The sequence below is a fragment of the Colwellia sp. MB3u-55 genome, assembly GCF_014076785.1.
Lineage (GTDB): Bacteria > Pseudomonadota > Gammaproteobacteria > Enterobacterales > Alteromonadaceae > Colwellia_A.
The window spans coordinates 110,580-136,148 of record NZ_JACGUS010000020.1 but is presented as its reverse complement, the minus strand read 5'-3'; the positions used below and the strand labels follow the sequence as shown (position 1 = coordinate 136,148).

Here is a 25,569-nt window from a genome sequence, read left to right as displayed (position 1 = left end):
AAAGGGGGGGGCTAAAAAATCAATAAAATGTCGTCATCAAAAAGAGTCACTGTAAGATCAATAAAAAAGCGCTATCATAAAATGATAGCGCTTTTTTTTTCGTACTATTTAATGTGACTTTAGCTGGCTAGAATAAGCTTTCATCAATATCAAACAAGGTATCACAACCAGCTTTTATCGACGCGGCCAAGGACAAACGACGTGGTAACAAACGTGCGAAGTAGTAGCGCGCTGTTTTTATTTTACTTTCATAAAATTCATCACTTGAACTTTCTTTAGCCAAAGCTGATTCAGCCATTTTAGCCCAAACAAATGCCATTGCTGTGTAACCAAATACATGAAGGTAATCGTTAGCTGATGTTCCTAACTCTTCAATATTCCCTTGCGCAGCTTTAAGGATATGCTGAGTTAATTCAGCTAAATCAATATTGGCATCTTTTAAAGGTTGAATAAATTCTTGCATGTTATCGGCAGAGGTTTGTTCAATGTAAGTGTTCACTTCATTGATAAAAGTCTGCATTAACTCGCCCTTACTAGCGGCTACTTTTCTTGCTAATAAGTCCATCGCTTGAATGCCATTAGTGCCTTCGTATATTTGTGCGATACGAACATCACGAACCAGCTGCTCTTGTCCCCATTCACGGATATAACCATGACCACCTAAGACTTGTTGACCTGCAACGGTATTATCAAGACCTAAATCGGTAAAAAAGGCTTTCGCTAAAGGAGTCATTAGAGCGGATAAACTCTCACCCTTAGTTTTTAATTCGCCTTCGCCATAGGTTGCCATATCCAGTGTCATTGAAATGTACGTAGACAATGCGCGTGAACCTTCAGTTAATGCCTTCATGTTAAGTAACATACGACGTACGTCACCATGAACAATGATAGGATCAGCGGCTTTCTCTGGATATTTAGCGCCTGACAATGAACGACCTTGTAAGCGTTCTTTTGCATATTCTAAAGCATTCTGGTAAGAACGTTCTGCCGCACCAATACCTTGAATACCAACACCAATACGTTCAAAATTCATCATAGTGAACATGCAGGCTAAGCCTTTATTCTCTTCGCCAACTAAGTAACCTTTTGAGCTATCAAAATTCATGACACAAGTTGCTGAAGCGTGAATACCCATTTTATGTTCAATAGAACCACAGCTCACATTATTAAAATCACCTAATGATTCATCGTCATTGACTTGATATTTAGGGACTAAAAATAGTGAAATGCCACGAGGGCCAGCTGGTGCACCGGGTAATTTCGCCAATACTAAATGGACAATATTTTCAGTGATATCGTGTTCGCCAGCAGTAATAAATATTTTTGTACCACTAATAGCAAAGCTGCCATCGTCTTCAGGAACAGCTTTAGTGTAAATCAATCCTAAATCAGTACCAGAATGAGGTTCAGTTAAACACATGGTTGCCATCCAATCGCCTGCATACAGACGTGTTAAATAGCGCTCTTTCAATTCATCTGTCGCATGCTTAGCAATCGACAAGCCAGCACCCGCTGTTAGCCCTGGATATAATGAAAAGGCGATATCTGCTGAACAGAGCATTTCTTCGTGCAATGCCGTGATCACTTTAGGCATCCCCATACCACCAAAGTCAGGTTCGCCACCTAAGCTTGTCCAACCACCATCAGCGTAAGTTTTAAACGCTTCTTTATAACCTGGAGCAGTTGTTACCTTACCTTCATTGAAACTTACGCCAATTTCATCACCTTGACGTGAAAGCGGTGCAATTTCTTGCTCAGCAATTTTGGCACATTCTTGTAAGATGGCTTGCGCGGTCTCGCGATCGACATGCTCTGATAAGGTAGGCATTGACTGCCACATTGCTTCCATTGAAAAAACATCATATAACAAAAAATTCATATCTTTTAATGGTGCTTGATAATCAGCCACGGTATTCCCCTAATATTGTTAAATGTTACGACAAATAACATTGTAATTTAACTTTTGAAACAATCATTTCAAACATGTGTTTGAATATAGCAAAATCTGCTTAAAAGTAAAGCATCAACGATAAATATTAAGTCATCTTTTGTCGATTGGTATGAAAAGTAAAAATGCGTTAATGTTAGCATAGGTAATATCTTTGCTAGTGGTTTGAATATCTTTGATGACTTCTCCTATGTTAACTAAATTTTTATGTATAACGCTTTGCGGTTTAATTCCCTCTTTGGCCTTAGCCGAGCAACTCGCTTTTTCGAAAATAGAAAAAGGAGATAATTACCAATTTAATTATCAATGGCTTGATTATCAGGGTGAAACACAAAGCCTACAATTTTTACTGGCTAAAAAATCAATATTCGATCGTTTTAGAAACTTCAAAGTATTTAAAGCTGATATGGCAAAATATTCAATTAATAATGCCCTACAAAAGAAGTTACGTGCAGAACCCATCCGCGGGGTAATGATTGATTTTAATAAAAATTCCACAAATGATGAAATTGTCATAAAAGGGCGAAACAACCAAACAATCAATGCCGCTTACACTAGAGTTTATAAGTTAAAGCAAACGTTAAGTGATCAATATTTAGCAGATAATTACTATCATCAATTTATAACTCATGATCAAATTAACGCGGTAAAACCAAACCATGGACGATTTGCAAATATCGCCAGCATTGATTTAAAGCCGGTTAAGCCTATTATTCTTACGAAGTTTTCAATAAAAAACATTCGAAAAGTTACCGACTATGTTTTAGGATTTATACAAACTATTCCCTATGCAACTTTAGAGTCAAGAGTAACTGCCTCTGGAGCAGGTTTTAATCCGCCATTAAAGTTATTATGGGAAAACCAAGGTGATTGCGACAGTAAAGTCACATTAACAGCGGCAATTTTACGTAGCCTAATGCCACGTATAAAAATGATTTTAGTCTTTATTGATAATCACGCTTTACTCGGTATTCAAGTACCTGTGCAAGCAAATGATCAAACAGTTGTTATTGATGGCATATCGTATGTGCTAGCAGAGCCAACAGGGCCTAGGCTTTTACCTTTAGGAGAAATAGCTCCCGCTTCAGAGTTGGCGGTAGGTAACGGACATTACACAGCAGAGCGGTTCCATAAAAAGGTAAAGCGAGCATTAAAAACTGACCTTAAGAATACGACTGTGGCGGGTAAAGAACCATAACACTAAGTCGTGGTTAATGTGAATAACGATGAGTAATTGCAACTAATTAAGTACCTCTAAAATACTCGAAAGTAGTAATTCAGCACTGATAGGTTTTGCCATATGCTTGTTCATACCCGCTGCTAAGCTTCTCTGCTTGTCTTCTTCACGGGCGTGCGCCGTCATCGCTATAATGGGTAAGCGATGAAATTCTTTTTGTTGGCGTATTTGTCTAGTCGCTGTTAAACCATCCATGATCGGCATTTGAATATCCATAAGTACCACATCAATATTGTGCTGTTTATCGGTCAATATTTCCAACGCTTCTTTACCATGACCCGCAATAATGACATTGGCTTGCATTGTTTTTAATAGCTCTTTTGCCACCAACTGATTAACTAAATTATCCTCAACCAATAAAACATTAATACCTTTTAAATTATCAACGTCTTGCGACAGGCTTTGCAAAGGAATCGATTCGTCAATGGCTCTTTCAGCCGCAAGCTCTCTAGCTGTTATGACCGAAAATAGTTTACTGATAAAACTTCGATAAAGTGGTTTTTCTAGCAAGATATAAGAAAGTTTTAATGCCTCAATACGTTCAATGATTTCACTGGATATTCCTTTAGCCATTGGATGACTTATTGCTAATAAAATCTGGTTATTAAGACAGCTTTGATATATTTTTTCTGGATGTTCATTAATGCTTTGTTCGTCAATAATCAGCGCTACATTTTCATTGTTCTTATATTTGTCGAGTTCCGATAGCGCCGTGATATTAACATGGCTTATTTGAGAGCCCGCTAGATGATCTATTAACGATTCAGATAATACGTGAGAATAACTGCACAAGGTCAATGCTGATTTTTTGCTTAAGGCCTTATTTTCAGCAAGGTTAAAAGGTAAAACAAAAGTAAAACTGGTGCCTTTACCTAAGTCACTTTTCAAGGAAATGTCACCCGATAAAAGATTGATAATTTGCTGACAAATAGATAAGCCTAATCCTGAACCGCCATACTCGCGGGTCATCGATTCATCTGCTTGACGAAACGCTTCAAATAAGTGACCTTGTTTTTCTTTAGCTATACCTATGCCGGTATCAGCAACGATAAAGCGTACTAATACCGGTGAGTCATCAAAGGTGGTGCCTACAGCATCATTGCCCGTATTCACTTTTTCAACTGTCAGTGAAATTTCACCTTGGTGGGTGAACTTCATCGCATTATTGAGTAAGTTTGTTAGTACTTGCACCAATCTCAGATCATCAGTTAAGACAATATCTGGCACATCAACAGCAATATTTATCTTTAGAGATAATTGTTTCTCACTGATCATACTGATATTAAGTTTGACGGCTTGATCGACTATTTTATCAATACTAGCAGGCATTTTTATAACAGACATATTGCCCGATTCTATTTTAGCTAAATCAAGCACTTCATCAACCAAATGTAAAAGAGACACAGATGCACCTTCAGCATTTAATATATGTTGCTGCTGCTCATTCGTTAAACGTGTTCTGGCTAACAAAAATAGCATGCCTTTAATCGCATTAATTGGCGTGCGTATTTCATGGCTCATATTAGCTAAAAATTGACTTTTTGCTTGGTTAGCATATTCAGCTTGGTTTTTTGCTTGTTCCAAAGCGACATTCGCCGAATACTGCGCGGTCACATCACGTACTAAATTGATAGTGCCAACAATTTCAGCGGTTTGACTATATAACTGGTTACTAAAAACCTCGTAAGTATTAGCTGGTGTTTCAACAACCTGTGCTAACCCTTGTTCTGTTGATCGTGTTAATGACGCTTTAGACATAGCGACTAATGATTGACCTAATTCGACACTGACCACTTCATTACTACACTTACCAATGAGATCTAATGAGCCTGCTTGAACAAAGTTTTCAAACGCTTTGTTATACCCCATCATGTTGCCATCTAAGTCGTTAAAAATAATGTAATCAGGAATAGCATCCATCACTGAACGCAGCAAAGCATAGTCACGTTGGTGTTGTTCACTTTTAAGGCGTAACGCTTGGGTTTTTTGGTTAACACGCGTATCAAGAATCACATTTTGATCTTTCATTTGTTGCAATAAGGTACGATTTTGTCCAAAAATATCTTCAACAATTTTAAACCAATATGACCAGTCTGCTGGAGGTTTTACTTTACCTGGATCACCATGCGAGCAATGCTCAATATGATTAATAAATTCTTTAGTCGGTTTCATAAAGGTTTTGCGCGTTACGATATAGATGATACTCATAAAGGCAAATAGCCCTAAAAAAAACAAAACCAACATCAAGATAAATCGATTAAAAATAGAGGCGGTAAATTCTTGATAAGGTTGGTACTTAAGAAGAACCCAACCATTAATAGGTAGTTGATATTTTTGAATGAGCCAAGTGCCCTCTTTGTAACTGTCGGGTAATTGATTAATGCGTTGATAGGAATAGCTTGCTAATTGCTTTGGTGCAATATCTTGCCAAGTCAGCTTGGTTGATAAGGCTTGATTATCAGCCGTTTTGTGGATGAGAACATTGTTTTTTTCATCAAGCAGTACTAACGCTTGATTAGGTTTACTAATATCAGGTAAACCGTCACTCAAACTTGATAAACTAAAATCCATTAGTACCGCGCCAGCGAGTGACCGATTACGATAGACGGCTGTGCCTAACGAAGCACTCAAGCCTTTACCTGCTGAATCTAAATAAGGTGGTGACCAAAAGAAATTGTCGTCGCCAGGCAACAGCGTTTTAATGCTATTGATATTGTCATTATTTAAGTTACGCTCTGAGAACCGCCAACTATCACGCCCTATCCAAGGATAAAGGCTAACGAATTGATTTAAAGAAATGTAATAAAACCAATTAGATTCTTTAATTGAATTTTTGGCAATAATAAATGCTGGTGTTAACGCATTTGCCATTGCCAACTCTTGCTTTTGTAACTCATCAAAATCAGCAACCTGACCGATACCCGTTATACTTCCTCGGTAATTTTTTCGATGAGCAAAAGAATCTCGACTATTTTTCTTTAAATAGAATTCATTACCATCTTGTTCAAGTGGGGGAGTTGTAGCAAGTAACTCTTCGGGGAAAGAAAGATGATAATTAGCAAACTTTTTAATGCCAGCAATACTTTTTAACCCCAAAATCAAGGTATTTTCTAACTGCTTAGCACGTGTAGTTAAGGTGCGAAGTTCTCTTGCTTGGTAAGACTCTAACTCAATAAAATACCGGTAAGACGCTATCGACATAGCAATCAATGTTATTACAATAAATACAGCCAAAACAGAACGATTGTAACGACTAAACACCTGTTCTTTAGATGACTTATCAAACACTGTTGCAACCTTATATTTATTCAGATAATTTTAATTTATAACAATTAATACATCTTACTTAAAATAGTCTTTGATAACTAGTCACACGGCTAAGTCGGTCAATTATCAAAAACTAAAGGCTCAAAATGAGCCTTTTAATATCCCCTATAAATCAGCTGAACCTATAAGTTTTCCTCGGCAAAAGAAGCTAATCGACTTCTCACTACACCATTTAGATTAATAGTTGAGCTACCTGAGAAGTCTTTAAAACGTTCAACAATATAGGTTAGCCCTGACGTAACCGCCGTTAAATAATTACTATCAATTTGAGCAAGATTACCAGAACAAACCAGCTTAGTCCCCTCACCGCAACGAGTGATGATTGTTTTTAGTTGCGATGCCGTTAAGTTTTGACATTCGTCGAGTAAAACCAAAGAGTTTTGAATACTTCTACCACGCATAAAATTCACTGACTTAAACTGAATATTGGCTTTTTCCATGATGTAATCAAGGCTACCATTCATATTTTCATCTTGTTTATGCAACACTTCTAATGAATCGGTAATAGCCGCGAGCCAAGGCGCCATTTTTTCTTCTTCTGTTCCGGGTAAAAAGCCAATAGACTCAGCAATTTCTGGAGTACTGCGCGTAACGATGACTTTATCGTAGAGGCCACGTTCTATGACTTGTTCAAGCGCTGACGCCAGCGCTAGCAGTGTTTTCCCACAACCTGCTGGCCCAGTAAGAATCACTAAATCTATGCTTGGGTCAAGTAAAGCATCCAATGCCATCCCTTGGTAAATGTTTTTTGGATGGATCCCCCACGCTTGTTTTGCCATTAAACGGTCTCGGCTTAAATCCATTATCGACAACTTTTCGTCATCCCAACCAGTTACTTTGCCGGCAAAGTTATCACTGTCATCAATAAGATATTCATTCATGTAAGTATTAGGAAGGACATCACGCTTAACATAGTGGGTGGTATTTCGGCCTTCAGTTTCACTTTCACACTCATTAACATGTTGCCAAAAGTCACCTTCAAACTTGTGATAGCCTTTCGTTAAAAATTTAATATCATCGATAAGCTGATCTGTACGGTAATCCTCAACATAAGCCAAACCTGCGCCTTTAGCTTTTAAGCGCATATTAATATCTTTAGTGACCAAGACAACTTTATTGGGCGCCTTTTTTTCCTGTAGGTATAAAGCCGCGTTAATAATACGATTGTCATTTTCATTAAAAGATAACCGGCCAGCTTTTTGCTCTAAGGTATAATCATTAAAGATTGATAAACAACCACTGGGATGTTCGTCATCATTTTGAGGTAATTTAACACCCGCAAGTACTTCTTCAGGAGTGGCATCGACAAGCATATCTTCAAGTGCACGTATCGCAACACGGGCATCTCGACTAACATCTTTGCGGCGGTCTTTAATGGAGTCTAATTCTTCAAGCACCGTCATGGGGACGACCACGTCGTGCTCTTTAAAAGAGAGAAAAGCGAAAGGTTCGTGTAATAAAATATTTGTGTCTAATACGTAAAGAATTTTTTCATCATTCATACAAAGATCTCCTATCTAAGTTAACGTGACACAGAAGAATCGTTAAGTAAGCTTAATCACTTAGTCTTCAACTGCGACTAAAAAACCAAAAACAGTAACTATACCTTTACCGATCACCTTATTACGTGAATGATAACTTTACTTTGCCAGCTAAATTTATCACTGGCAAGTGGCATCGAAAGATTATTTGTCCTCAGACAAACTTTATTGCCGCCTTTTGTAAATTCTCGGCATTTTTTGGTGATCCTAACTATGATTAACGTTACTATAGCGCCCTTTTTTAATGCCGTATTGGCGTGTTCTGTTGCACAAGTTTTTAAAAATCGTGCAAGGTTTTAATTTTTGGAGTTTTTATATGGTTTTTTACCCTGGTCAACGATGGATAAGTGACGGAGAGTCGGATCAAGGATTAGGCACGGTACTAACGGTTGAACACCGTTTTGTTTCTATTTTATTTACCGCTACCGGTGAATCGCGCCAATATGCCATAGCAAATGCACCATTAACACGTGTTATTTTCAACCAAGGGGATAGTATTCCTAGCCACGAAGGCTGGATGCTTATCGTTGAAGAGGTTGAAGATATTGACAACTTACTCACTTACCATGGTAAGCGCCAAGATACCGGTGAAGAAACGTCACTAAAAGAAGTGATGATTGACCACTTTATCAAATTTAATAAACCGCACGATCGATTGCTTAATGGTCAAGTTGACCGTCTCGACTGGTTTCGTTTACGCAAAGATAGCTTAAAACACCAGCATACTCAGCAGCAATCGCCATTAATGGGTTTAAGTGGTGGCAGAGTCAGTTTAATTCCCCATCAACTTTATATCGCTGAAGAAGTTGGCTGTAGATTTGCACCTCGCGTGTTACTTGCCGATGAAGTTGGTTTAGGTAAAACCATTGAAGCTGGCCTCATTATTCACCAGCAGCTTGTTACCGGTCGTGCACAACGTATTTTAATTATTGTGCCTGAATCACTTATGCATCAGTGGTTGGTAGAAATGTTACGCCGCTTTAACTTACATTTTAGTATTTTTGATAGTGAACGTTGCCAAGAAATAAAAAACTCAGGTGAACAAGAAAATCCATTTAGTACTGAACAACTCGTTTTGGTTAATTTAGATTTTGTCACCAAAAATCCAGAGTGGTATGAAGAGCTCATTGCTGAGGACTGGGATTTAATGGTAGTTGATGAAGCTCACCACTTAAATTGGCATCAAGACAACCCTAGCATTGAATATTTATGTATTGAGCAACTAGCCCAGACTATCCCTGGGGTTTTGTTATTAACAGCAACACCAGATCAACTTGGTCATGAAAGCCACTTTGCACGTTTACGCTTGCTTGACCCTGACCGTTTCTTTGATTATCAAAAATTTACAGAAGAAGAAAGCCATTATACTGAAGTCGCCAATGCCGCCAATGCTTTGGTTGCTAAAGATGCTTTGTCGCCAGCACAACAAGCAACATTGACTAAGCTATTAAAAGAAACTGATATCAGTCAACATTTAATAAATATCAATATAGCATTGCCCAGCGATAATGAAATACTTGCGCAAGATGCATCACGAGAACAAGTGCTAACACAATTACTCGACCGTCATGGCACTGGCCGTATTCTTTTTAGAAACAGCAGAAATACCATAAAAGGTTTCCCTGAGCGTGAATTGCATTCTACGCCTTTAGCTTTACCAGAGGCTTATCAAGAGCAAATCAATGAGTTTTTATTATCGGACATTAGTGAAAATTTAAAAACCTTGGCTCAAGCTAAACAAGTTTTTACGCCTGAAATTTTGTTTTCGTTAAACAGCCATGAAAATTGGACTGATATCGACCCTCGTGTTGACTACTTAATCGAACTATTACAAACATTGAAAAAAGAAAAGTTATTGGTCATTTGTGCGCATGCACAAACTGCGATTGACTTAGAAGCGGCGTTACGCGTAAAAGAAGGTATTCGTGCAGCGGTCTTTCATGAAGGTTTGAGTATATTCGAACGCGACAAAGCCGCTGCTTATTTTGCCCAAGACGAAGACAGTGCACAATGTTTACTCTGTTCTGAAATAGGCAGTGAAGGTCGAAACTTCCAATTCGCCCATCACTTAGTGTTATTTGACTTACCGAGCAACCCTGATCTTTTAGAGCAGCGTATTGGTCGTTTAGACCGTATTGGACAAACACAAACCATTCGTTTGCATGTCCCCTATTTTACTGACTCTGCACAAGGATTACTTTTTGACTGGTATCAAAATGGTTTAAACGCTTTTGAACATACTTGTATCACTGGCCGAGCAATTTTTGATAAGTTTGGTGATAAACTGTTTGATTTAGCCTTAACGGCGCAGTGGCAGTCGACAGCCGCAGAAAAGTTAATCAATGAAAGCCATGAAGAGCACTTAACCCTTAAAGCGGAATTAGAGTCAGGACGGGATAAATTACTAGAATTACGTTCTTCTGGTCAAGGCCGCTCTCACCAACTAGTTAAAGAAATTTCAGCACTGGACCAACAAATTGAATTACCACAATTTATGTTTCAAGTACTTGATGTTTTTGGTATCACTCAAGACGACAAGTCAGATAATGCCATCGCTTTACAGCCTAGTGAGCACATGCTTTGTGGTAATTTCCCTTGCCTGCCTGATGATGGTACAACCATTACTTTTAACCGAGATACTGCGCTAGCTTGTGAAGATTATCACTTATTAACTTGGGACCATCCTATGGTGCGCGGAGCAATGGATTTAGTGCTCAGTGATCAAACGGGTAACTCGAGCATAGGTTTATTGAAAAACCCAGCATTGCCGGCAGGAACATTTTTTATTGAATGTATTTTTACTATCGAAGCAACCGCTCCCAATCACTTACAGCTGGGTCGTTATTTACCGACGACACCCATACGTGTTTTGGTGGATAAGAATGGCACTGACTTGGCAGATAAAGTGGGTGAAAATGTTCTAGATCAACAGCTTGCACCCGTTAAAAAACAAGTAGCGCTACAATTGGTTAAAGCCTTGAAAGATCAAGTAACACCTTTAGTAGCAAAAGCTGAAGCACATGCTAAGCCCCAAGTTTTGAGCATTCAAGAAAAAGCCCTAGCCAATATGCATAAAACGCTAGATGCAGAATTTCAACGCTTAACAGCACTAAAAACTATCAACCCAAGTGTTCGCCAGCAAGAGCTCGACTTTATCAAAGTACAGCAAAGTGAATTAAGCCACTACATAGGTAAAGCACAGTTGAAATTTGAAGCGATACGTTTAATAGTGGTGAGTAACTAACGATGTCAAGCCAACACGAAACTCCAAACAATCAGCAGGCACAACAAAAAGTTGTGCCTATGGCGCCAAACCCAGAGTTTGTTTATTGCCCGCCTATGTCGCCTTACCTTGATATAATTTATCGCGATAATGATATTGTGGTGCTCAACAAGCAAAGTGGTTTATTAACCGTGTCAGGTCGCTTACCCGCTCATAAAGATTGTTTACAAAGTCGAGTGAATAAAGTACTGCCAACCGCAACGGTAGTTCATCGATTAGATATGGCAACATCTGGTATATTGATCATGGCGTTACATAAACCTGCACATGTCGCAATTAGTCGAATGTTTCAGCAACGCGAAACGAAAAAAAGCTATATTGCCCGTGTCTATGGCCATATGAAAGATGATAATGGTTCGGTCGATCAACCGCTTATTTGTGACTGGCCAAATCGTCCACGACAAATGGTTGACCATGAACGTGGTAAACAGTCGTTGACCCATTACCGAGTATTATCACGTGATACTGATGCTAACTCGGTGGAAAGTACCTTAGTTGAATTAACCCCGATAACAGGGCGTTCTCATCAACTACGTGTCCATATGTTATTTTTAGGCCACCCTATTTTGGGTGACAGATTATACTCACATAAGTCAGCGGTTACGGCAAGTGCACGGTTATTATTGCATGCGCAAATGTTAGAGCTCGCACATCCATGTACAGAAAAGACACTCACGTTCAAAGTTCCTTGCCCATTTCTTTGATGAGCATTTTTTCTGGTTAAGAAAATAAAGTATTTGCCGATAATTGATCATTCGTCCATTGAACAATTTTCGGTAAGTACTCACCGCCTATAATTTTAAGGAACCTATGTCATTACGTGTTTTAGCTTCATTAATCATTTTCTGTCTATTTAGCCTTGTTACTATTAACAGTTATGCATTGTTATACCAAGAAGAAAATAAAACCGAAAAGCCAAAAGTTCCAGAGCAACAAGAGGCGACAAAAACAGCGGATGAATCCGGTGATGCCAGCAAAGTAGCTCCTAAAAAACGTTCAGAAATTTTCGCCCCTATTAATTCGCTGCTGCAACAAGAACAAGATCTGACTCATTACCTAACGGCTGAAAAAATAACGCCTATGTTAGCTGGGGCTCAAGACTTTATTACCATTATAAATGAAAATACCGCCAGTAATCAAAAAGGGGTAATGATACTGCTCCCTGACTGGGGAATGAGTGCAAAAAGTAGCAACGCTTTAAATTATCTACAAAAAGTACTGCCTAGCCAAGGTTGGACAACCATAGCTATTCAGCCACCAAGTATCCCTTTAGGTTACCCTTCTCGCGCATTAAAGCGATCGATTCAACTCGAAGACGATGCTAAAACCTTACTGGCACACAAAGAACATTTGACCGAACTAATGACGGCGGTGATGGAGAAAGCTAAAGATTATCCTGGTATATTTGTCGTGGTATCAAAAGGCAGTCATGCCATATTACTGGCCAATTTATACAGTACCGGTAAACTACAATCGCCAAGTGCTATGGTCATGCTTAGTGGTTATATGAATACTACAGAGCAAAGCCTCTCATTTGCTAAAGTACTGGCGACCAGTGAGTTTCCTCTCTTAGATATCTATCTGTCAAGAGAGCAGCAATTAGCGACCTCTGCCGCTAAAATTCGTAAAGCACAAGCAGTTAAAGAAATGAAAGTCTATTATCGACAAACTGAACTGCACAATAATCAAATTGGCTATTACCCTGAAAAAGCGTTGTTAAGGTCAATAAATGGCTGGCTTAAATCTATTGGTTGGTAACATCTGCTATAAACTCAAACGCTGATCTCAATAAGTTATTACCCCGTTAGCTACAATCAACAAAAAGCCCCCGCTGAAGTTATCCTCAGCGGGGGCTTTTTAATCGTTAATACAAGTTAATTCATTAGCTAACCATTATCAGCAAAGCGATTAGCACTTATAGCTTAAACTCTTGCACTGACTGTTGTAATTCTTCAGCTAACTTAGCGACTTCATTACTTGATTGTGCCGTTTGCTGTGCACCTGCCGTTGTTTGTTCAGCAATGGCAACAATAGATTCTAAATTAACGCTAATCTCATGAGCGACGACACTTTGTTCTTCAGCAGCCGCGGCAATTTGTGTACTTTTATCAAATGCCTCGTGAACCGAATGAGTAATAGTTTGCAACGCTTTCTCAGCTTCTTCGCTCTGCTCTACACAATTTGCGGCTTGCTTCTTACCCGTATCCATAACGCCAACAGCTCGTTGAGCACCGGTTTGCAATACCTCAATCATGTTTTGTATTTCTTGTGTAGATACTTGTGTTCTACTAGCTAGCGTTCTTACTTCATCAGCAACAACAGCAAAACCACGACCTTGCTCTCCGGCACGAGCGGCTTCAATAGCTGCGTTTAATGCCAGTAAGTTAGTTTGCTCAGCTATGCCGCGAATGACATCAAGAATACCACCGATAGAAGCACTGTCTTGCTGTAGTTTATTGATAACTTGTGCTGCTTCTTCAACTTCGTCAGCAAGTAAGCTGATAGTTTGGCGATTACGTTCAGAAATAATTTTTATACGCTTGGCTTCGTCATCAGCTTGCTTTATTTCACCTAGTGTATCATTAGCACTAGATAGTACACTTTGAGAAGTACTGCTCATTTGCGTAGTCGCAGAAGCGGCTTGTTCAACTTGTGAACGTTGCTCTGCAATAGCAATGGTACCTTGTGCGGTTACCGCTGAAGTTTCTTCTGCGGCAGTTGCTAGTTGTGTAGAGCGACTAACAATACCTTGAATAAGCGTACGCAAACTATCAATTAATAAATTACAGTTACGTGATAATTCAGCAAATTCATCTTTACCCGTTTCATCTAACTTATGAGATAAATCACCAGAAGCAACGATGTTAAGCATTTTATTAACCAAAGACAGTGGTCGGGTAATACTAAGCAGTGTAAACCAAGCAATACCAATTGCGGCAACAATTGAAAAAATCATAATACCTATAGTTTGTGAGTTACCATCGGCCACTTTTTCTTGAACAAGTTTACCAGCCGTCAACGCAGTTTGATTCGCTAAATCGACTTGTTTTTCTAAAATGGCATTGGCTTTTTTGATGTCACGTTCTGCAGCATCTAAGTTTTCTGTCGCGACTTTAAGGGCAATCAGTTGTTTACCTTTGTGAGAAAAAATATCATTGTTAGAGTTAATTAATTCAGTTAATTCACTCAAAGCAACAGACAAATCATCAGCTACATCTTCGGCGCCTTGATTAGATAGCTCGGATATAATATCGGTAAATGATTTATTTACATCAACAAAGCTATTGGATATTTGGTTACCGACTAAATCTGTTGACGACCTGTCGATTAAACCTCGATATTCAAGTGCTGAGCTTACTAGCCCATTAAGTAAGGTTTCAATACTTTCACCTAAACTAACAGCTCGCTGAAGCTTAGTGTCAGCTAAGTCGTGGTCGGCAAGGTCTAGTAACATCGTAGCTGCATCATCAGCTTTTTCTTCAAGGTTAGCTATTTTCTCTCTTAAAATAAGCGCTTGATTAATACTGGCTTGCCTATTACTAAAAACCAATCCTATTTCTTTTTCGAGATCTGCATAAACTGAATCGACTTGACCTAGATTAGTTAGTAAAGAGTTTTCATTTCGCACCACTTGCTTTAATTTCTTCAGCTCAGTAGTAAAGTCATCTTTATCTTGATTATATGCCGTAAGATTATTATTAAGTGGCGTTAATTCGGTTTGATAATATGCACGTAAAGTAAGGTTACCTATTTGGGTTAAGGTGTTAGCAAGCTTGTTACTCCCTTTTAATGTTGGGATCGCCAACTCACTTTGTTGTAAAGTAGAGCCTTTAATTATGTTCAAATTCCATAGAGATATAGCACTAGTTATTACTAGTAAGACTGCAATAATGGCAAAACCACCCATTATTTTCATTGCTACCGTTAAATTCATAAATTTCACCGTGTAAATAGATAGTATTGAGTACGAGTGTAAACTAAATTAATTGCTACTTCCTTGAATGCAGGCCTATATTTTCAAAGCCAATAATCATAGCTTATTTGTCATTATTGTCGATTAGATTATCGGTTAATATAGTTAAAAACTTAACCGTTAATTTTATTATAACAAGCTTAAGCTATTTTTCACCTTTAGTTATTGCTTTATCATAAATTTTTTATTTTTGTTTTACGCTGTGGCAAGGTTCAGTAAACAACTGCTTGTCAGACCATCGTAATAACGTCAGATGTCCGCCCCAAACACAACCAGTATCTAATGCATAAATATTGTCAACAGGACAGTGCCCCATTAATGAAGCCCAATGACCAAATATCCAACTGTAATCTGTTTGTTTTTGGGTAAACTTAAACCAAGGTTTTATATGAGCTGGTGCTTGCTCAACAGAAAGCTTACATGAAAACTCTAAGCCATAATCGAGTTGGCAATAACGCATCCTGGTCAGTGAGTTAACAGTCACTCGAAATTTTTCATCGGCAGATTTGGCCAAAGACCATAGATTGGGCTCTTCGCCATACATTATGGCTAACCAATCATTTCTTAGCGCTGATGCTAGCTTGACATTAACATCTTTTGCTTGTTCCATAGCTTCTGCAGGTGTCCAAAAGGGTGGCAAACCAGCATGACTCATATAAACATTTTCATTGGGTAACTTTTGGATAAGCGGTTGACTAGCAAGCCAATCCATTAGCTCATCAACGTCTGCAGCAGCCAATAATTCATCAAAAAAATCGCTAGCTTTAGCTTTTTTCAAGCCACCATAAATCGCTAGTAAGTGCAGGTCGTGATTGCCTAAAACCACTCGAGCACTATTACCCAGAGCTTTTATGTATCTCAGCGTTTTTAAAGAGCTTGGACCTCTAGCAACCAGATCACCCGCCAGCCAAAGCTGGTCAGTTTCAGGCGAAAAGGCAACTTGGGCAAGTAAGGCGCGTAGTTCGTGATAACAGCCTTGAATATCTCCGACAAAATAGATGGCCATAAACTAAGTGGCGCCGTTAGTTAAGAATGTGCGGCTGAGCTAAACCAAAAACAGGTATTTCAACTTGTTGCAAGTCTTTATCATCACTTAGCATTTGGTAATGGCCCTGCATAGTACCGACCGGGGTTTTTAAGATACAACCACTGGTATAAGTGTATGTGTTGTCTGGCGCTATGATCGGTTGCTTACCAATAACACCTTCACCGGCAACGGTAGAGGTCTTATTATCGCCATCGGTAATCAACCAATAACGAGACAATAATTTAATCGATTTATTACTATTATTGGCAATACTAATCGTATAACTAAATACATAGTTCTTTTCGTTTTCAATCAATTGTGAGGCAATATACTCAGTTTTAACACTGACCGAAATATCATATCCCATAGAAATTGATTCGACTGTAGTTAATGTTGAATCTTCCTTCATAACTCAACCGGATTATCAGTTAAGAAATTTGCTAGTTTGATATAATCTGTGATCGGTAAGTTCTCTGCACGAAGCCTTGCATCAATACCTAAAGCTGCTAATTGTTCAACCGTAAACAATTTTTTAAAACTATTGCGTATCGTTTTTCTACGTTGGTTAAATGCCGCCAAACAAACTTGGTTAAGCGATTTAATATCTTTTACTGGATTTTTAATCTCACCATGAGGAATTAATCTCACGATAGCAGAATCAACCTTAGGCGCTGGCTTAAAAGCTTCTGGGCCTATTTGCATAACAGGGATAACCTGACACTGATATTGCGTCATGATTGAAAGTCGACCATAGGCTTTACAATTTTCACTAGCAGCCATGCGTTGAACAACTTCTTTTTGCAGCATAAAATGCATATCTTTCACGCTATCTTTAAACGTTAAAAGATGAAAAATAAGTGGCGTAGAAATGTTGTAAGGTAAGTTGCCAAAAATTCTTAAAGGTCGTTCTGCGGTCGCTATTTCACTAAAATCAAATTTAAGAGCATCCGCTTCGTAAATAGTAATTTTATCAGCAATAAAAGGATGATGGCGTAAACGATGGGCAAGATCTCTGTCAAGTTCGACAACAGAGATAGCTCCTGCTCGGTCAATAACCGGTTCGGTTAATGCACCTAATCCAGGACCAATCTCGATAAGATTTTCTCCAGGCTCAGGGTCGATAGCATCAACAATTTTACTGATCACACCTTCGTCATGTAAAAAGTTTTGTCCAAAGCGTTTTTTGGCCTGGTGGCCTAGATGAGTTTTATTATTCATGATTGATTATTTGCTAATTTAATGGCTGTGGTGATTGCTTCAATAAAGCTTCCTGGGTCAGCTAAGTTGGTACCCGCTAATTCAAGTGCGGTACCGTGATCTACCGAGGTTCGAACAAAAGGTAAGCCTAAGGTAATATTAACCGAAGCGCCAAAGCCTTTATATTTCAAGACTGGCAAGCCTTGATCATGGTACATAGTTAAAATGGCATCAGCATCGCTTAAATACTTCTCCTGAAAGATAGTATCTGCGGGTAATGGCCCAATAAGCTTGATGCCTTCATCTCTGAGTACATTTAAGGCTGGGATCATCACATCGATTTCTTCTCGACCTAGATGCCCATCTTCACCCGCATGAGGGTTTATGCCACATACGTAGATTTTAGGCTCTTTAATACCAAATTTATTAATAAGATCGGTATTTAAAATACGGGTGACTTTTTGTAAACGTTCTGCGGTGATCGCTTTAGAAACATAAGCTAAAGGAATATGCGTTGTCACTAAGGCAACTCTTAAGCCTTCTGTAGCCAACATCATCACGACATCGGCACAATTAGCTTGGCTAGCAAAATATTCAGTATGACCACTAAAAGCGATACCCGCTTTATTAATTAACCCTTTATGCACGGGGCCAGTAACAATAGCATCGATTTCACCAGAGATATTTTTTTCACTGGCAATTCTTAATGTTTCAATGACATAACTTCCATTTTCAGCATTAAGTTCACCAGGAATACAAGCCTCAGCCATATCGACAGACAATATCGTTAGTGTCCCTGCTTTTTGAGGTTTAGCAACTTTCGAGCCATCATAATCAATAAATGTTAATGGTAAACCTAAAACTTTAGCGCGCTCTTGCATTAACTTTTTACAAGCAATCACTACAAGCTCAACGGGCCAATCTTGCTGAGCAATGAAGACGGTTAAGTCTGGGCCAATTCCTGCAGGTTCGCCTGGCGTGATAGCTATACGCTTTGTCATTATTTTGTATCTCGACTAAAAATCTCTACATAGGCTTCATCACGAAGCTCTTTAATCCAACGCGCACTTTCTAAACCAAACTTTCTATTGAATAAAATGCGACGAGCTTTGCTTTCGTTCATTTGTTCTGTCGCATCAAGTGTTCTTCGACCCGTTAATTGCGCTAAATGCCAACCAAATGAAGTTCTAAAAGGTTTATGTATTTCATCTACCTTTAATCGGGCTAACGCCGCCTTAAAAGTAGGATCGTAGACATCAGGGTCGGTCCAGCCTAGATCACCACCTCGCACTGAAGTAGGTCCGTCTGAATACTCTTTAGCTAAGTCGCCAAAATCAGCTTCACCTGCGTTAACTCTTTCCATAAGACCTAGTAGAATACTTTCAGCTTTGGCTTCACTTAAGATAACAGAAGGCTCAATCAATATGTGCCGTGCTTTTACTTCTTCTACTTCAACGATTTGCAAACCACGAATATCTATAATTTTTACAATACTAAAACCTAAACCGGTACGGATAGGTCCTAAAATTGATTCTTTTTTCTCGCCATCAACAATTGATGAGAATAATGTCGGTAATTCATTGATATTTTTCCAACCTAAATCGCCACCTTCTAAGGCATTTGAACCGCCTGAAGAAGCAATAGCAATTTTCGCAAAGTCACTGCCGTTATTAAGTAATTCAATCACTTTTTCAGCGCGAACTTTAGCGGCATTCATATCATCTTGTGTTGAATTCGCAGGGAACTCAATCAGTATGTGTCCCAGACGATATTCAACATCCGTATTAATTTTTTCTTCCATAGAAGAAATCAAATTAGCCACATCTTGTGGTGAAACATAAATACGACGACTAACACTATTACGGCGTACCTCGCCAGAAATAAGTTCAGTTCTGACTACTTCACGATACTTATCGTAATCTGTGCCATCTTTTACAAGATTCTGACGAAACTGGTCTAACGTTAGTTTTTCTTCTTTCGCCATATTCGTTAGCGTTTCATCAAGTTGTGCATCACTCACTTGCACACCCATACGTTCGCCTAACTGAGTGATCAACGCATCGTTGATCAACTTTTCAGTGACCTGTGTTCTTAACGCTTTATCTGATGGTAAACTTTGATCATTCTTTAGTGCTTGTTTTTTTATCGTTTCAATGAGGTCTCTTATTTCAGATTCCAAAACAACACCACCATTTACAATGGCTGATACTCGATCAAGTTCAACTTGTTGTGCTTGTACTGGAAAAAAAGATGTTACCGTCAAAGCGCTTGTTAAAAGTAAAAATTTCAATGATTTTTTCATGTATCGTCTATTTCTTATATTTAATTATTGAGAAAGTAAGGGCGTTTGTAGCCAAATATACTTGAGTTGAACATATCTGTAATGTCTTTTGTTCTCATGCTAAATCTTAGCATAAAACCATTGTTGAATTCATCGCGATTTTTATTATTACTCGATGGTTCATCAAAGTTTGCTGTAATATAACGATGATAAGCAAAACTCAGTGACCAACAGCAACTTTGGTACTGTAAACCCGCATAAGTTTCTATACTTCGATTTTGCTGTAAATCTTGAGTTACTCGGCTAATAACTTGCCAATTTTTATTTATACTGACATTCCCCGCTAAAGATAGTTGCTCTAATGTTATACCTGAGACATCACGAGTGTATCGATGGTTCAATTGTATTGTTTGATTTTCACCAAAAAGATAATCAATACTGGTTTGACTCTTGTTGGTAACATCATCTTCTGTATTATATTGAATGTCGCTACTGAACTGCCAACTACTATTTATACGAGCGTAGACTTCTGCCGCTAATGCCGAAGCATCCGCTACAATTCCTTGGTTTTCTTCAAAGGTAAAATTACTGTCATTAAGATAAACAATTCGTCCTATGCTAACCCTAAGTTGTTCTTGATTGGCACTGTCGAGTAAACGACTCGTTATTCCCCAAGAATATTGATTAGCTTGAGCTATCCTATCTAAACCACTAAAACGTTTATCACGAAATAGGCCGTTATAGTCATCTTGTAGTGTGGTTGTATCATATAGCCCTATATTACTTTGATCTTTTTCAGGAATATAAAGATATTGCAGTTGCGGCTCTAAGGTTTGTGTAAAACTATTTCCCCAAAAATGACTTTGCCTATCAAAATTAACCCCACCATGAAAACGGACTTTAGGTAATGTTCTGCTTACACTTTCTTCAAGCTCACTTTCCAAAGGAATATTGTCTTGTTGGTAATGGGTTTGTAGTATTTTAAATTCTGAATTCAAAAACCAAGCTGGCGTAACCAAAGGGAAGGTTAAACCCGCTTCAACATGATAGCGCTGTGCGGTTACTTGAGTTTTATCGGCATTGTCAAAATTGGTGACTTCAGAATAGACATCGAATAACCCGTCTAAAACATCAATTTTTTGATGGCTGGCAAGTTCGAGTTGAGCAAGCGCTTTATAGTTTGTTTTATTATCGCCGAGTACTTCAAAGTCTTGTAATTTTACCTTGGCTTGCCAACTATCCGCAAAATAAGCTAATTCACCGGTTTGATATAAGTAAGCATCATTATCATTGTAGTGCTTACTACCAATATCAACTAAATAGTTATCATCACTAATTGTTGTGTAGTCAACGAAAGCGCGAAAGCGCTCTGAAAAGGTGCCAACATGTTGCATACGCACTAAATATCGTGCATCGGTGCTATTTTCTTGTTCATTGTCTTGATTTAGATATTCGAGATCAAATTGTCCTTGTTGTTCATCATGCAAATAACGAAATTCTGTTATTAATTGACTGCCACGCCTTAACATGTATTTTGGGGTAATCGTCGCATCAATATTAGGGGCAATATTCCAGTAATAAGGAATTGACGTGGTAAAACCTGATTTACCTGAATTACCAATTTCAGGATATAAAAAACCAGATTGTCTATCATCACCAATAGGAATCGTAAAATAAGGTAGGTAAAAGACTGGCACATTAAAAACTGAAAACCTTGCATTATAAGCTTCTAAATAACGTTCATCTTTAGAAATATTAATTTCGCTGGCATTCATTTGCCAATCAGGTGAAGCGCCATAACAAGTAGTAAAGGAAGAGTCAATTAATGACAAGGTACCTTCTCTAGACACAGAAATAATACCAGCACCACCGTGTCCTGCTATTCCCGCAAGTTGATACTGAGTATTTTTCAAGGTAGTCGCGCCGAGCGATTCACTTATGTTCAATTGGTCGGCAAAAATATCAATGCCTTTATTTTGAAAGTGAATATCGCCCGTGGCCTTAACCGATGAACTTTCTCTATTAAGCTCAATCTCATTAGCAAGAATTGTCTGCTGACTGTTAATCAACATTACATTGCCGGTAAATTTAGCGACTTTATTTTTATTAATACCCGATTTATCAGCTAAAATAGTGATCACTTTACTCTTTTCAGTAGATTGAGTAGCGGTTAACTGTGGGTAAGTCGGTATAGGGCATTGAACCATACCATCGAGAATATCGGTAACTTGTTGAGCAACACTATATTTAGCCATTGATAAACAAGTAATTATTAAAATTAAATAGCGCGGAAATGACATTAAAAGTCCGATAGATGAATGATTAAAGCAACAAAGATGAAAACGAGCCACATTTTATACTCAAACACTTAGATAATATAGCAATTTTCTTTAGGGTGCTAATTCGGTATATTGGTAATACGGGTTGGCATTACTCATTTATGCCCTCACCTAAGATAACTATTAGTACCATTTACTTGAGGAATAGAAAACTTGCCAAGCTCTCGAATTCAAGCGTTACACCTATGGTTGGATAAACAATTTTCAGGCGAACATATTCAATTGACCCCCTTAACTGGCGATGCTGGCTTTCGCTGCTATTATCGTTTTTCGATAAAGGGTCGTTCATTTATCGCCGTTGATGCCCCTAAAGATAAATCTAATAACGCGGCTTTTGTTTTTATGCAAAAGAGCCTTAAGGATAATAATGTCTTAGTGCCTGAAATTATTGCGGCTGATTTATCACTAGGTTTTCTTTGCTTAGCTGATTTTGGTGAAACGCTATTAGCTGATATTTTATCGACTGAAAATATCATTATCACCTATCAAAAAGCTATCGATATTTTACCAAAAATTCAATCTGCATTGCCCAAGAATACTCAAGAATTACCACATTATGATCAAACATTTGTTGAGCTTGAACTGAATATTTTCTCACAATGGTTATTAACTGAGCACTTATCAATTATATTAACTGCTGATGAGCAACAGCAGTTAACAGACTGCTTTTCACTATTAACAGAAAATATGCTTAGCCAACCGCAAGTCTTGGTGCACCGAGATTACCATAGTAGAAATATTATGGTCCTCGAGGATAACAATTTTGGCATTATTGACTTTCAAGACGCTGTCATTGGTCCTATCACTTACGATATCGTCTCGTTACTCCGTGACTGCTACCTGAAATGGCCGAACGAGTCTGTTTCATTGTTACTAAACCGCTATATAGATATGATGACAGAGCACTATTCATTAAACGATATCACTCGCCAGCAATGGCAGCGCTGGTTCGACTTAACTGGCTTACAACGTCACATTAAAGCGAGTGGTATATTTGCCCGTTTACATCATCGCGATAATAAAAGCCGCTACTTAAAAGATATTCCGCTAACACTTAGCTACCTTGTTGAGATCAGTGAACAATACCCTGAATTAGCCTCTTTACATCAGCTTTTATTAGTGAAAGTGCTGCCTGCGATGCAAAACCTTAAAGCAGGTATATTAACATGAAAGCGATGATTTTAGCCGCTGGTCGTGGTGAACGTATGCGCCCCTTAACGGATCATTGCCCAAAACCTTTACTCAGAGTAGCGGGGATCCCGCTAATCGAATACCATATTAATAAACTCGCCCAGTGTGGCATCACAGATATTGTCATTAACTATGCCTGGTTAGGAGAGATGATCGTTGACTATTTAGGTGATGGTAAAAAATTCGGGGTTAATATAAGCTACAGTCCAGAAAATACTGGTGCACTTGAAACGGCTGGCGGTATTATTCAGGCGCTACCTTTATTAAGCAATAACAATGATAATGACATCTTTATGCTGATAAACGGCGATATATTTACTGATATTAACTTTGCTAACTTACCGACATTAGCCAAAGACCGGTTAGCGCATATCTGCTTAGTTAACAATCCTGATCATAATATAAAAGGTGATTTTATTTTTGATAACAATCAACTCACCAATATTGTAAATCAGTCAGAATCAACACAGAAAAATACTTACACCTTCAGCGGTATTAGTTTATTTCGCGCTGATTTTTTTAAAGATAAAAATACCATGTCGGTATTAAAGCTTGGTCCGATGATCAAAAGTGCGGTAAGCGACGGCAAGGTTTCAGCCAGCATACTTGATTGTGCATGGACCGATGTTGGTACGCCAGAACGTTTAGCGTATCTAAATAGATAAGTTAATCAATTAATAACACAAACAGGTAATATTGATAATGAGAATATGGGGAAAACTTTTAGGCTTTATATTTGGTTTTATGCTGAGTAAAAACCTACTAGGTGCATTAATAGGCATGTTTATTGGTCATAACTTTGATAAAGGCCGAGGGCTTAATTTCAATAATCTTTCAGGCTCGAAAAGCTCAGAAAGTGAACGTCAGAGCGCATTCTTTTACACTTCTTTTTCAGTGATGGGCTACATGGCAAAAGCGAATGGCTTAGTATCTAAGCATGAAATTGAATTCGCCAATGCTTATATGGACAAATTATCGTTGCAAGGAGAGTCAAGACAACAAGCCCAAGATGCCTTTAGAGAAGGTAAAGTTGTGGGTTTTCCACTCAACGATAACCTTGCCAAATTCAAACAAGTTTGCGGAAATCGTCATGATTTATTATTGCTCTTTTTAGAGATTCAAATTCAAGTGGCTTTTGCTGATGGACACCTAGACAGTGATGAACGCCAAGCCTTACACACCATAGCGCAGCAATTAGGCTTTTCAAGTAAAGAGCTTGATAGACTCTTAGAGATGATTATCGCTGGTGCACAATTTCATCAAGGTCAATCAGGTAAAAGCTCTCAATCTCAATTAGAGAATGCCTACAAAGTGTTAGGTGTTGCAGCAGACACACCTGAAAAAGATATTAAGAAAGCTTATCGAAAGTTAATGTCGCAACATCATCCAGATAAGTTGGTTGCTAAAGGTTTGCCACCAGAAATGATGGAAATTGCCAAGCAAAAAGCACAAGATATTCAAGGGGCATACGAGTTAATCACTAAAAATAAATAACCGCTAATGCTTGTTATTTAGCCGTAGAGAGAGTGCCTAGCTTGCAAGGCACTCAATAAAAAACGCATACTAGCGTATGCGTTTTTTATTCTTTAAAGTGTTTATTTTCGTTGATAAACACAAAAATCCATATCAAAACAATTTTTTTCATCGGCACTGAGTTTAACACTACTGGTTAGTTGCCAATCTTCCACCGTATTATATTCAGGAAACTGAGTGTCGCCATCGATATCGGCTTTGATATGAGTAATGTAAAGACGGTTAGCTAACGGCAAACAATGGCTGTAAATAGCACCACCACCAATGACCATCACTTCGTCTACTTCACCCGCTAGTAGCAAAGCTTGCTCGACTGACGTAGCACTGTCTACTCCATCAGCGCGGTAGTTTTGGTCACGTGAAATAACAATATTTTGTCTACCGGGTAAAGGACGACCAATAGATTCATAGGTTTTTCGCCCCATAATAATCGGCTTACCTAACGTCGTTTTTTTAAAATAGGCTAAATCAGCGGGTAAATGCCACGGCATATTATTATCTTTGCCAATAATACGGTTATCAGCGTGGGCGACAATCATCGAAAGTAGGGTCATTAACATGGTCTCTCTAAAGGGAATAATTCACTATTTACTTAATGAAATAACTCATTATTGTTTCACGGGCTTATTTAACATCACTCATCAGGGGATGATAGCGATTTAACCCCTAAAAAAAAAGCTCAAGTAAATTAT

18 protein-coding genes are annotated in these 25,569 nt (G+C 38.4%); 7 read left to right on the top strand and 11 right to left on the bottom strand.

What is annotated here, in order from left to right:
• Positions 1 to 127 precede the first annotated feature (127 nt).
• Positions 128 to 1,909, bottom strand: coding sequence for an acyl-CoA dehydrogenase C-terminal domain-containing protein (locus H4J66_RS00650; protein WP_182169257.1), 1,782 nt, complete (start codon positions 1,907 to 1,909; stop codon positions 128 to 130).
• Between the two features lie 229 nt (positions 1,910 to 2,138).
• On the opposite strand from H4J66_RS00650, the gene H4J66_RS00645 reads away from it, so the two are divergent.
• On the top strand, positions 2,139 to 3,146 hold the full coding sequence (locus tag H4J66_RS00645) for a hypothetical protein (protein WP_182169255.1): 1,008 nt from the start codon (positions 2,139 to 2,141) through the stop codon (positions 3,144 to 3,146).
• A 42-nt stretch (positions 3,147 to 3,188) separates the two neighbouring features.
• Here H4J66_RS00645 and H4J66_RS20575 read toward each other — a convergent pair whose 3' ends face one another.
• Complete coding sequence (locus tag H4J66_RS20575) at positions 3,189 to 6,473, bottom strand: ATP-binding protein (protein ID WP_182169253.1); 3,285 nt, start codon at positions 6,471 to 6,473, stop codon at positions 3,189 to 3,191.
• A 161-nt stretch (positions 6,474 to 6,634) separates the two neighbouring features.
• Complete coding sequence (locus H4J66_RS00635; protein WP_182169251.1) at positions 6,635 to 8,014, bottom strand: PhoH family protein; 1,380 nt, start codon at positions 8,012 to 8,014, stop codon at positions 6,635 to 6,637.
• Positions 8,015 to 8,369: 355 nt separating this feature from the next.
• On the opposite strand from H4J66_RS00635, the gene rapA reads away from it, so the two are divergent.
• The 3 genes from rapA (at position 8,370) to H4J66_RS00620 (ending at position 13,094) form a co-directional block, all read left to right on the top strand.
• Positions 8,370 to 11,297, top strand: a complete 2,928-nt coding sequence (gene rapA, locus H4J66_RS00630) for an RNA polymerase-associated protein RapA (protein WP_182169249.1) — start codon at positions 8,370 to 8,372, stop codon at positions 11,295 to 11,297.
• Between the two features lie 59 nt (positions 11,298 to 11,356).
• The gene (locus tag H4J66_RS00625) at positions 11,357 to 12,040 is read left to right on the top strand and encodes a pseudouridine synthase (RefSeq protein ID WP_182169348.1); all 684 of its coding nucleotides are present in this window, start codon (positions 11,357 to 11,359) and stop codon (positions 12,038 to 12,040) included.
• A gap of 106 nt (positions 12,041 to 12,146) precedes the next feature.
• Positions 12,147 to 13,094, top strand: coding sequence for a DUF3530 family protein (locus H4J66_RS00620; protein ID WP_182169247.1), 948 nt, complete (start codon positions 12,147 to 12,149; stop codon positions 13,092 to 13,094).
• A 157-nt stretch (positions 13,095 to 13,251) separates the two neighbouring features.
• Here the strand turns inward: H4J66_RS00620 and H4J66_RS00615 are convergent, their stop codons facing one another.
• From H4J66_RS00615 to lptD, 7 genes are all read right to left on the bottom strand, one after another.
• Positions 13,252 to 15,270: a methyl-accepting chemotaxis protein gene (locus tag H4J66_RS00615; RefSeq protein ID WP_182169245.1), complete on the bottom strand. Its 2,019-nt coding sequence runs from the start codon at positions 15,268 to 15,270 to the stop codon at positions 13,252 to 13,254.
• 223 nt (positions 15,271 to 15,493) lie between these two features.
• The gene (locus H4J66_RS00610) at positions 15,494 to 16,315 is read right to left on the bottom strand and encodes a symmetrical bis(5'-nucleosyl)-tetraphosphatase (protein ID WP_182169243.1); all 822 of its coding nucleotides are present in this window, start codon (positions 16,313 to 16,315) and stop codon (positions 15,494 to 15,496) included.
• Between the two features lie 16 nt (positions 16,316 to 16,331).
• Positions 16,332 to 16,745, bottom strand: coding sequence for a Co2+/Mg2+ efflux protein ApaG (gene apaG, locus H4J66_RS00605; RefSeq protein WP_259368554.1), 414 nt, complete (start codon positions 16,743 to 16,745; stop codon positions 16,332 to 16,334).
• Entirely contained in the window at positions 16,742 to 17,554 is an 813-nt protein-coding gene (rsmA, locus tag H4J66_RS00600; protein WP_070375746.1) for a 16S rRNA (adenine(1518)-N(6)/adenine(1519)-N(6))-dimethyltransferase RsmA, read from the bottom strand. The genes apaG and rsmA overlap by 4 nt, the downstream gene beginning before the upstream one ends.
• Positions 17,551 to 18,537: a 4-hydroxythreonine-4-phosphate dehydrogenase PdxA gene (gene pdxA, locus H4J66_RS00595; RefSeq protein WP_310650607.1), complete on the bottom strand. Its 987-nt coding sequence runs from the start codon at positions 18,535 to 18,537 to the stop codon at positions 17,551 to 17,553. Before pdxA ends, rsmA begins: the two co-directional genes overlap by 4 nt.
• Positions 18,534 to 19,835: a peptidylprolyl isomerase SurA gene (surA, locus tag H4J66_RS00590; protein ID WP_182169239.1), complete on the bottom strand. Its 1,302-nt coding sequence runs from the start codon at positions 19,833 to 19,835 to the stop codon at positions 18,534 to 18,536. The genes pdxA and surA overlap by 4 nt, the downstream gene beginning before the upstream one ends.
• Positions 19,836 to 19,855: 20 nt before the next feature.
• Positions 19,856 to 22,114: an LPS assembly protein LptD gene (gene lptD / locus H4J66_RS00585; RefSeq protein ID WP_182169237.1), complete on the bottom strand. Its 2,259-nt coding sequence runs from the start codon at positions 22,112 to 22,114 to the stop codon at positions 19,856 to 19,858.
• Between the two features lie 192 nt (positions 22,115 to 22,306).
• On the opposite strand from lptD, the gene H4J66_RS00580 reads away from it, so the two are divergent.
• The 3 genes from H4J66_RS00580 to djlA are packed head-to-tail and all read left to right on the top strand — an operon-like array spanning position 22,307 to position 24,838.
• Positions 22,307 to 23,323 (top strand): aminoglycoside phosphotransferase family protein, encoded by a 1,017-nt coding sequence (locus H4J66_RS00580; RefSeq protein WP_259369023.1) that lies wholly within the window; start codon positions 22,307 to 22,309, stop codon positions 23,321 to 23,323.
• Positions 23,320 to 24,009 carry an N-acetylmuramate alpha-1-phosphate uridylyltransferase MurU gene (gene murU / locus H4J66_RS00575; protein WP_182169235.1) on the top strand — a complete coding sequence of 230 codons (690 nt, stop codon included), beginning with the start codon at positions 23,320 to 23,322 and terminating at the stop codon, positions 24,007 to 24,009. The genes H4J66_RS00580 and murU overlap by 4 nt, the downstream gene beginning before the upstream one ends.
• A 37-nt stretch (positions 24,010 to 24,046) precedes the next feature.
• Positions 24,047 to 24,838 (top strand): co-chaperone DjlA, encoded by a 792-nt coding sequence (djlA, locus tag H4J66_RS00570; protein ID WP_182169233.1) that lies wholly within the window; start codon positions 24,047 to 24,049, stop codon positions 24,836 to 24,838.
• A 101-nt stretch (positions 24,839 to 24,939) separates the two neighbouring features.
• Here djlA and folA read toward each other — a convergent pair whose 3' ends face one another.
• On the bottom strand, positions 24,940 to 25,431 hold the full coding sequence (gene folA, locus H4J66_RS00565) for a type 3 dihydrofolate reductase (protein ID WP_182169231.1): 492 nt from the start codon (positions 25,429 to 25,431) through the stop codon (positions 24,940 to 24,942).
• Positions 25,432 to 25,569 lie beyond the last annotated feature (138 nt).

Coding starts and splice junctions, on each gene's coding strand:
- murU (WP_182169235.1), top strand. CDS start 23,320: ATGAAAGCGATGATTTTAGCCGCTGGTCGTGGTGAACGTATGCGCCCC.
- H4J66_RS00620 (WP_182169247.1), top strand. CDS start 12,147: ATGTCATTACGTGTTTTAGCTTCATTAATCATTTTCTGTCTATTTAGC.
- H4J66_RS00635 (WP_182169251.1), bottom strand. CDS start 8,014: ATGAATGATGAAAAAATTCTTTACGTATTAGACACAAATATTTTATTA.
- rapA (WP_182169249.1), top strand. CDS start 8,370: ATGGTTTTTTACCCTGGTCAACGATGGATAAGTGACGGAGAGTCGGAT.
- H4J66_RS00645 (WP_182169255.1), top strand. CDS start 2,139: ATGTTAACTAAATTTTTATGTATAACGCTTTGCGGTTTAATTCCCTCT.
- apaG (WP_259368554.1), bottom strand. CDS start 16,745: ATGAAGGAAGATTCAACATTAACTACAGTCGAATCAATTTCTATGGGA.
- folA (WP_182169231.1), bottom strand. CDS start 25,431: ATGACCCTACTTTCGATGATTGTCGCCCACGCTGATAACCGTATTATT.
- H4J66_RS00615 (WP_182169245.1), bottom strand. CDS start 15,270: ATGAATTTAACGGTAGCAATGAAAATAATGGGTGGTTTTGCCATTATT.
- surA (WP_182169239.1), bottom strand. CDS start 19,835: ATGAAAAAATCATTGAAATTTTTACTTTTAACAAGCGCTTTGACGGTA.
- rsmA (WP_070375746.1), bottom strand. CDS start 17,554: ATGAATAATAAAACTCATCTAGGCCACCAGGCCAAAAAACGCTTTGGA.
- H4J66_RS00610 (WP_182169243.1), bottom strand. CDS start 16,315: ATGGCCATCTATTTTGTCGGAGATATTCAAGGCTGTTATCACGAACTA.
- H4J66_RS00625 (WP_182169348.1), top strand. CDS start 11,357: ATGGCGCCAAACCCAGAGTTTGTTTATTGCCCGCCTATGTCGCCTTAC.
- djlA (WP_182169233.1), top strand. CDS start 24,047: ATGAGAATATGGGGAAAACTTTTAGGCTTTATATTTGGTTTTATGCTG.
- lptD (WP_182169237.1), bottom strand. CDS start 22,114: ATGTCATTTCCGCGCTATTTAATTTTAATAATTACTTGTTTATCAATG.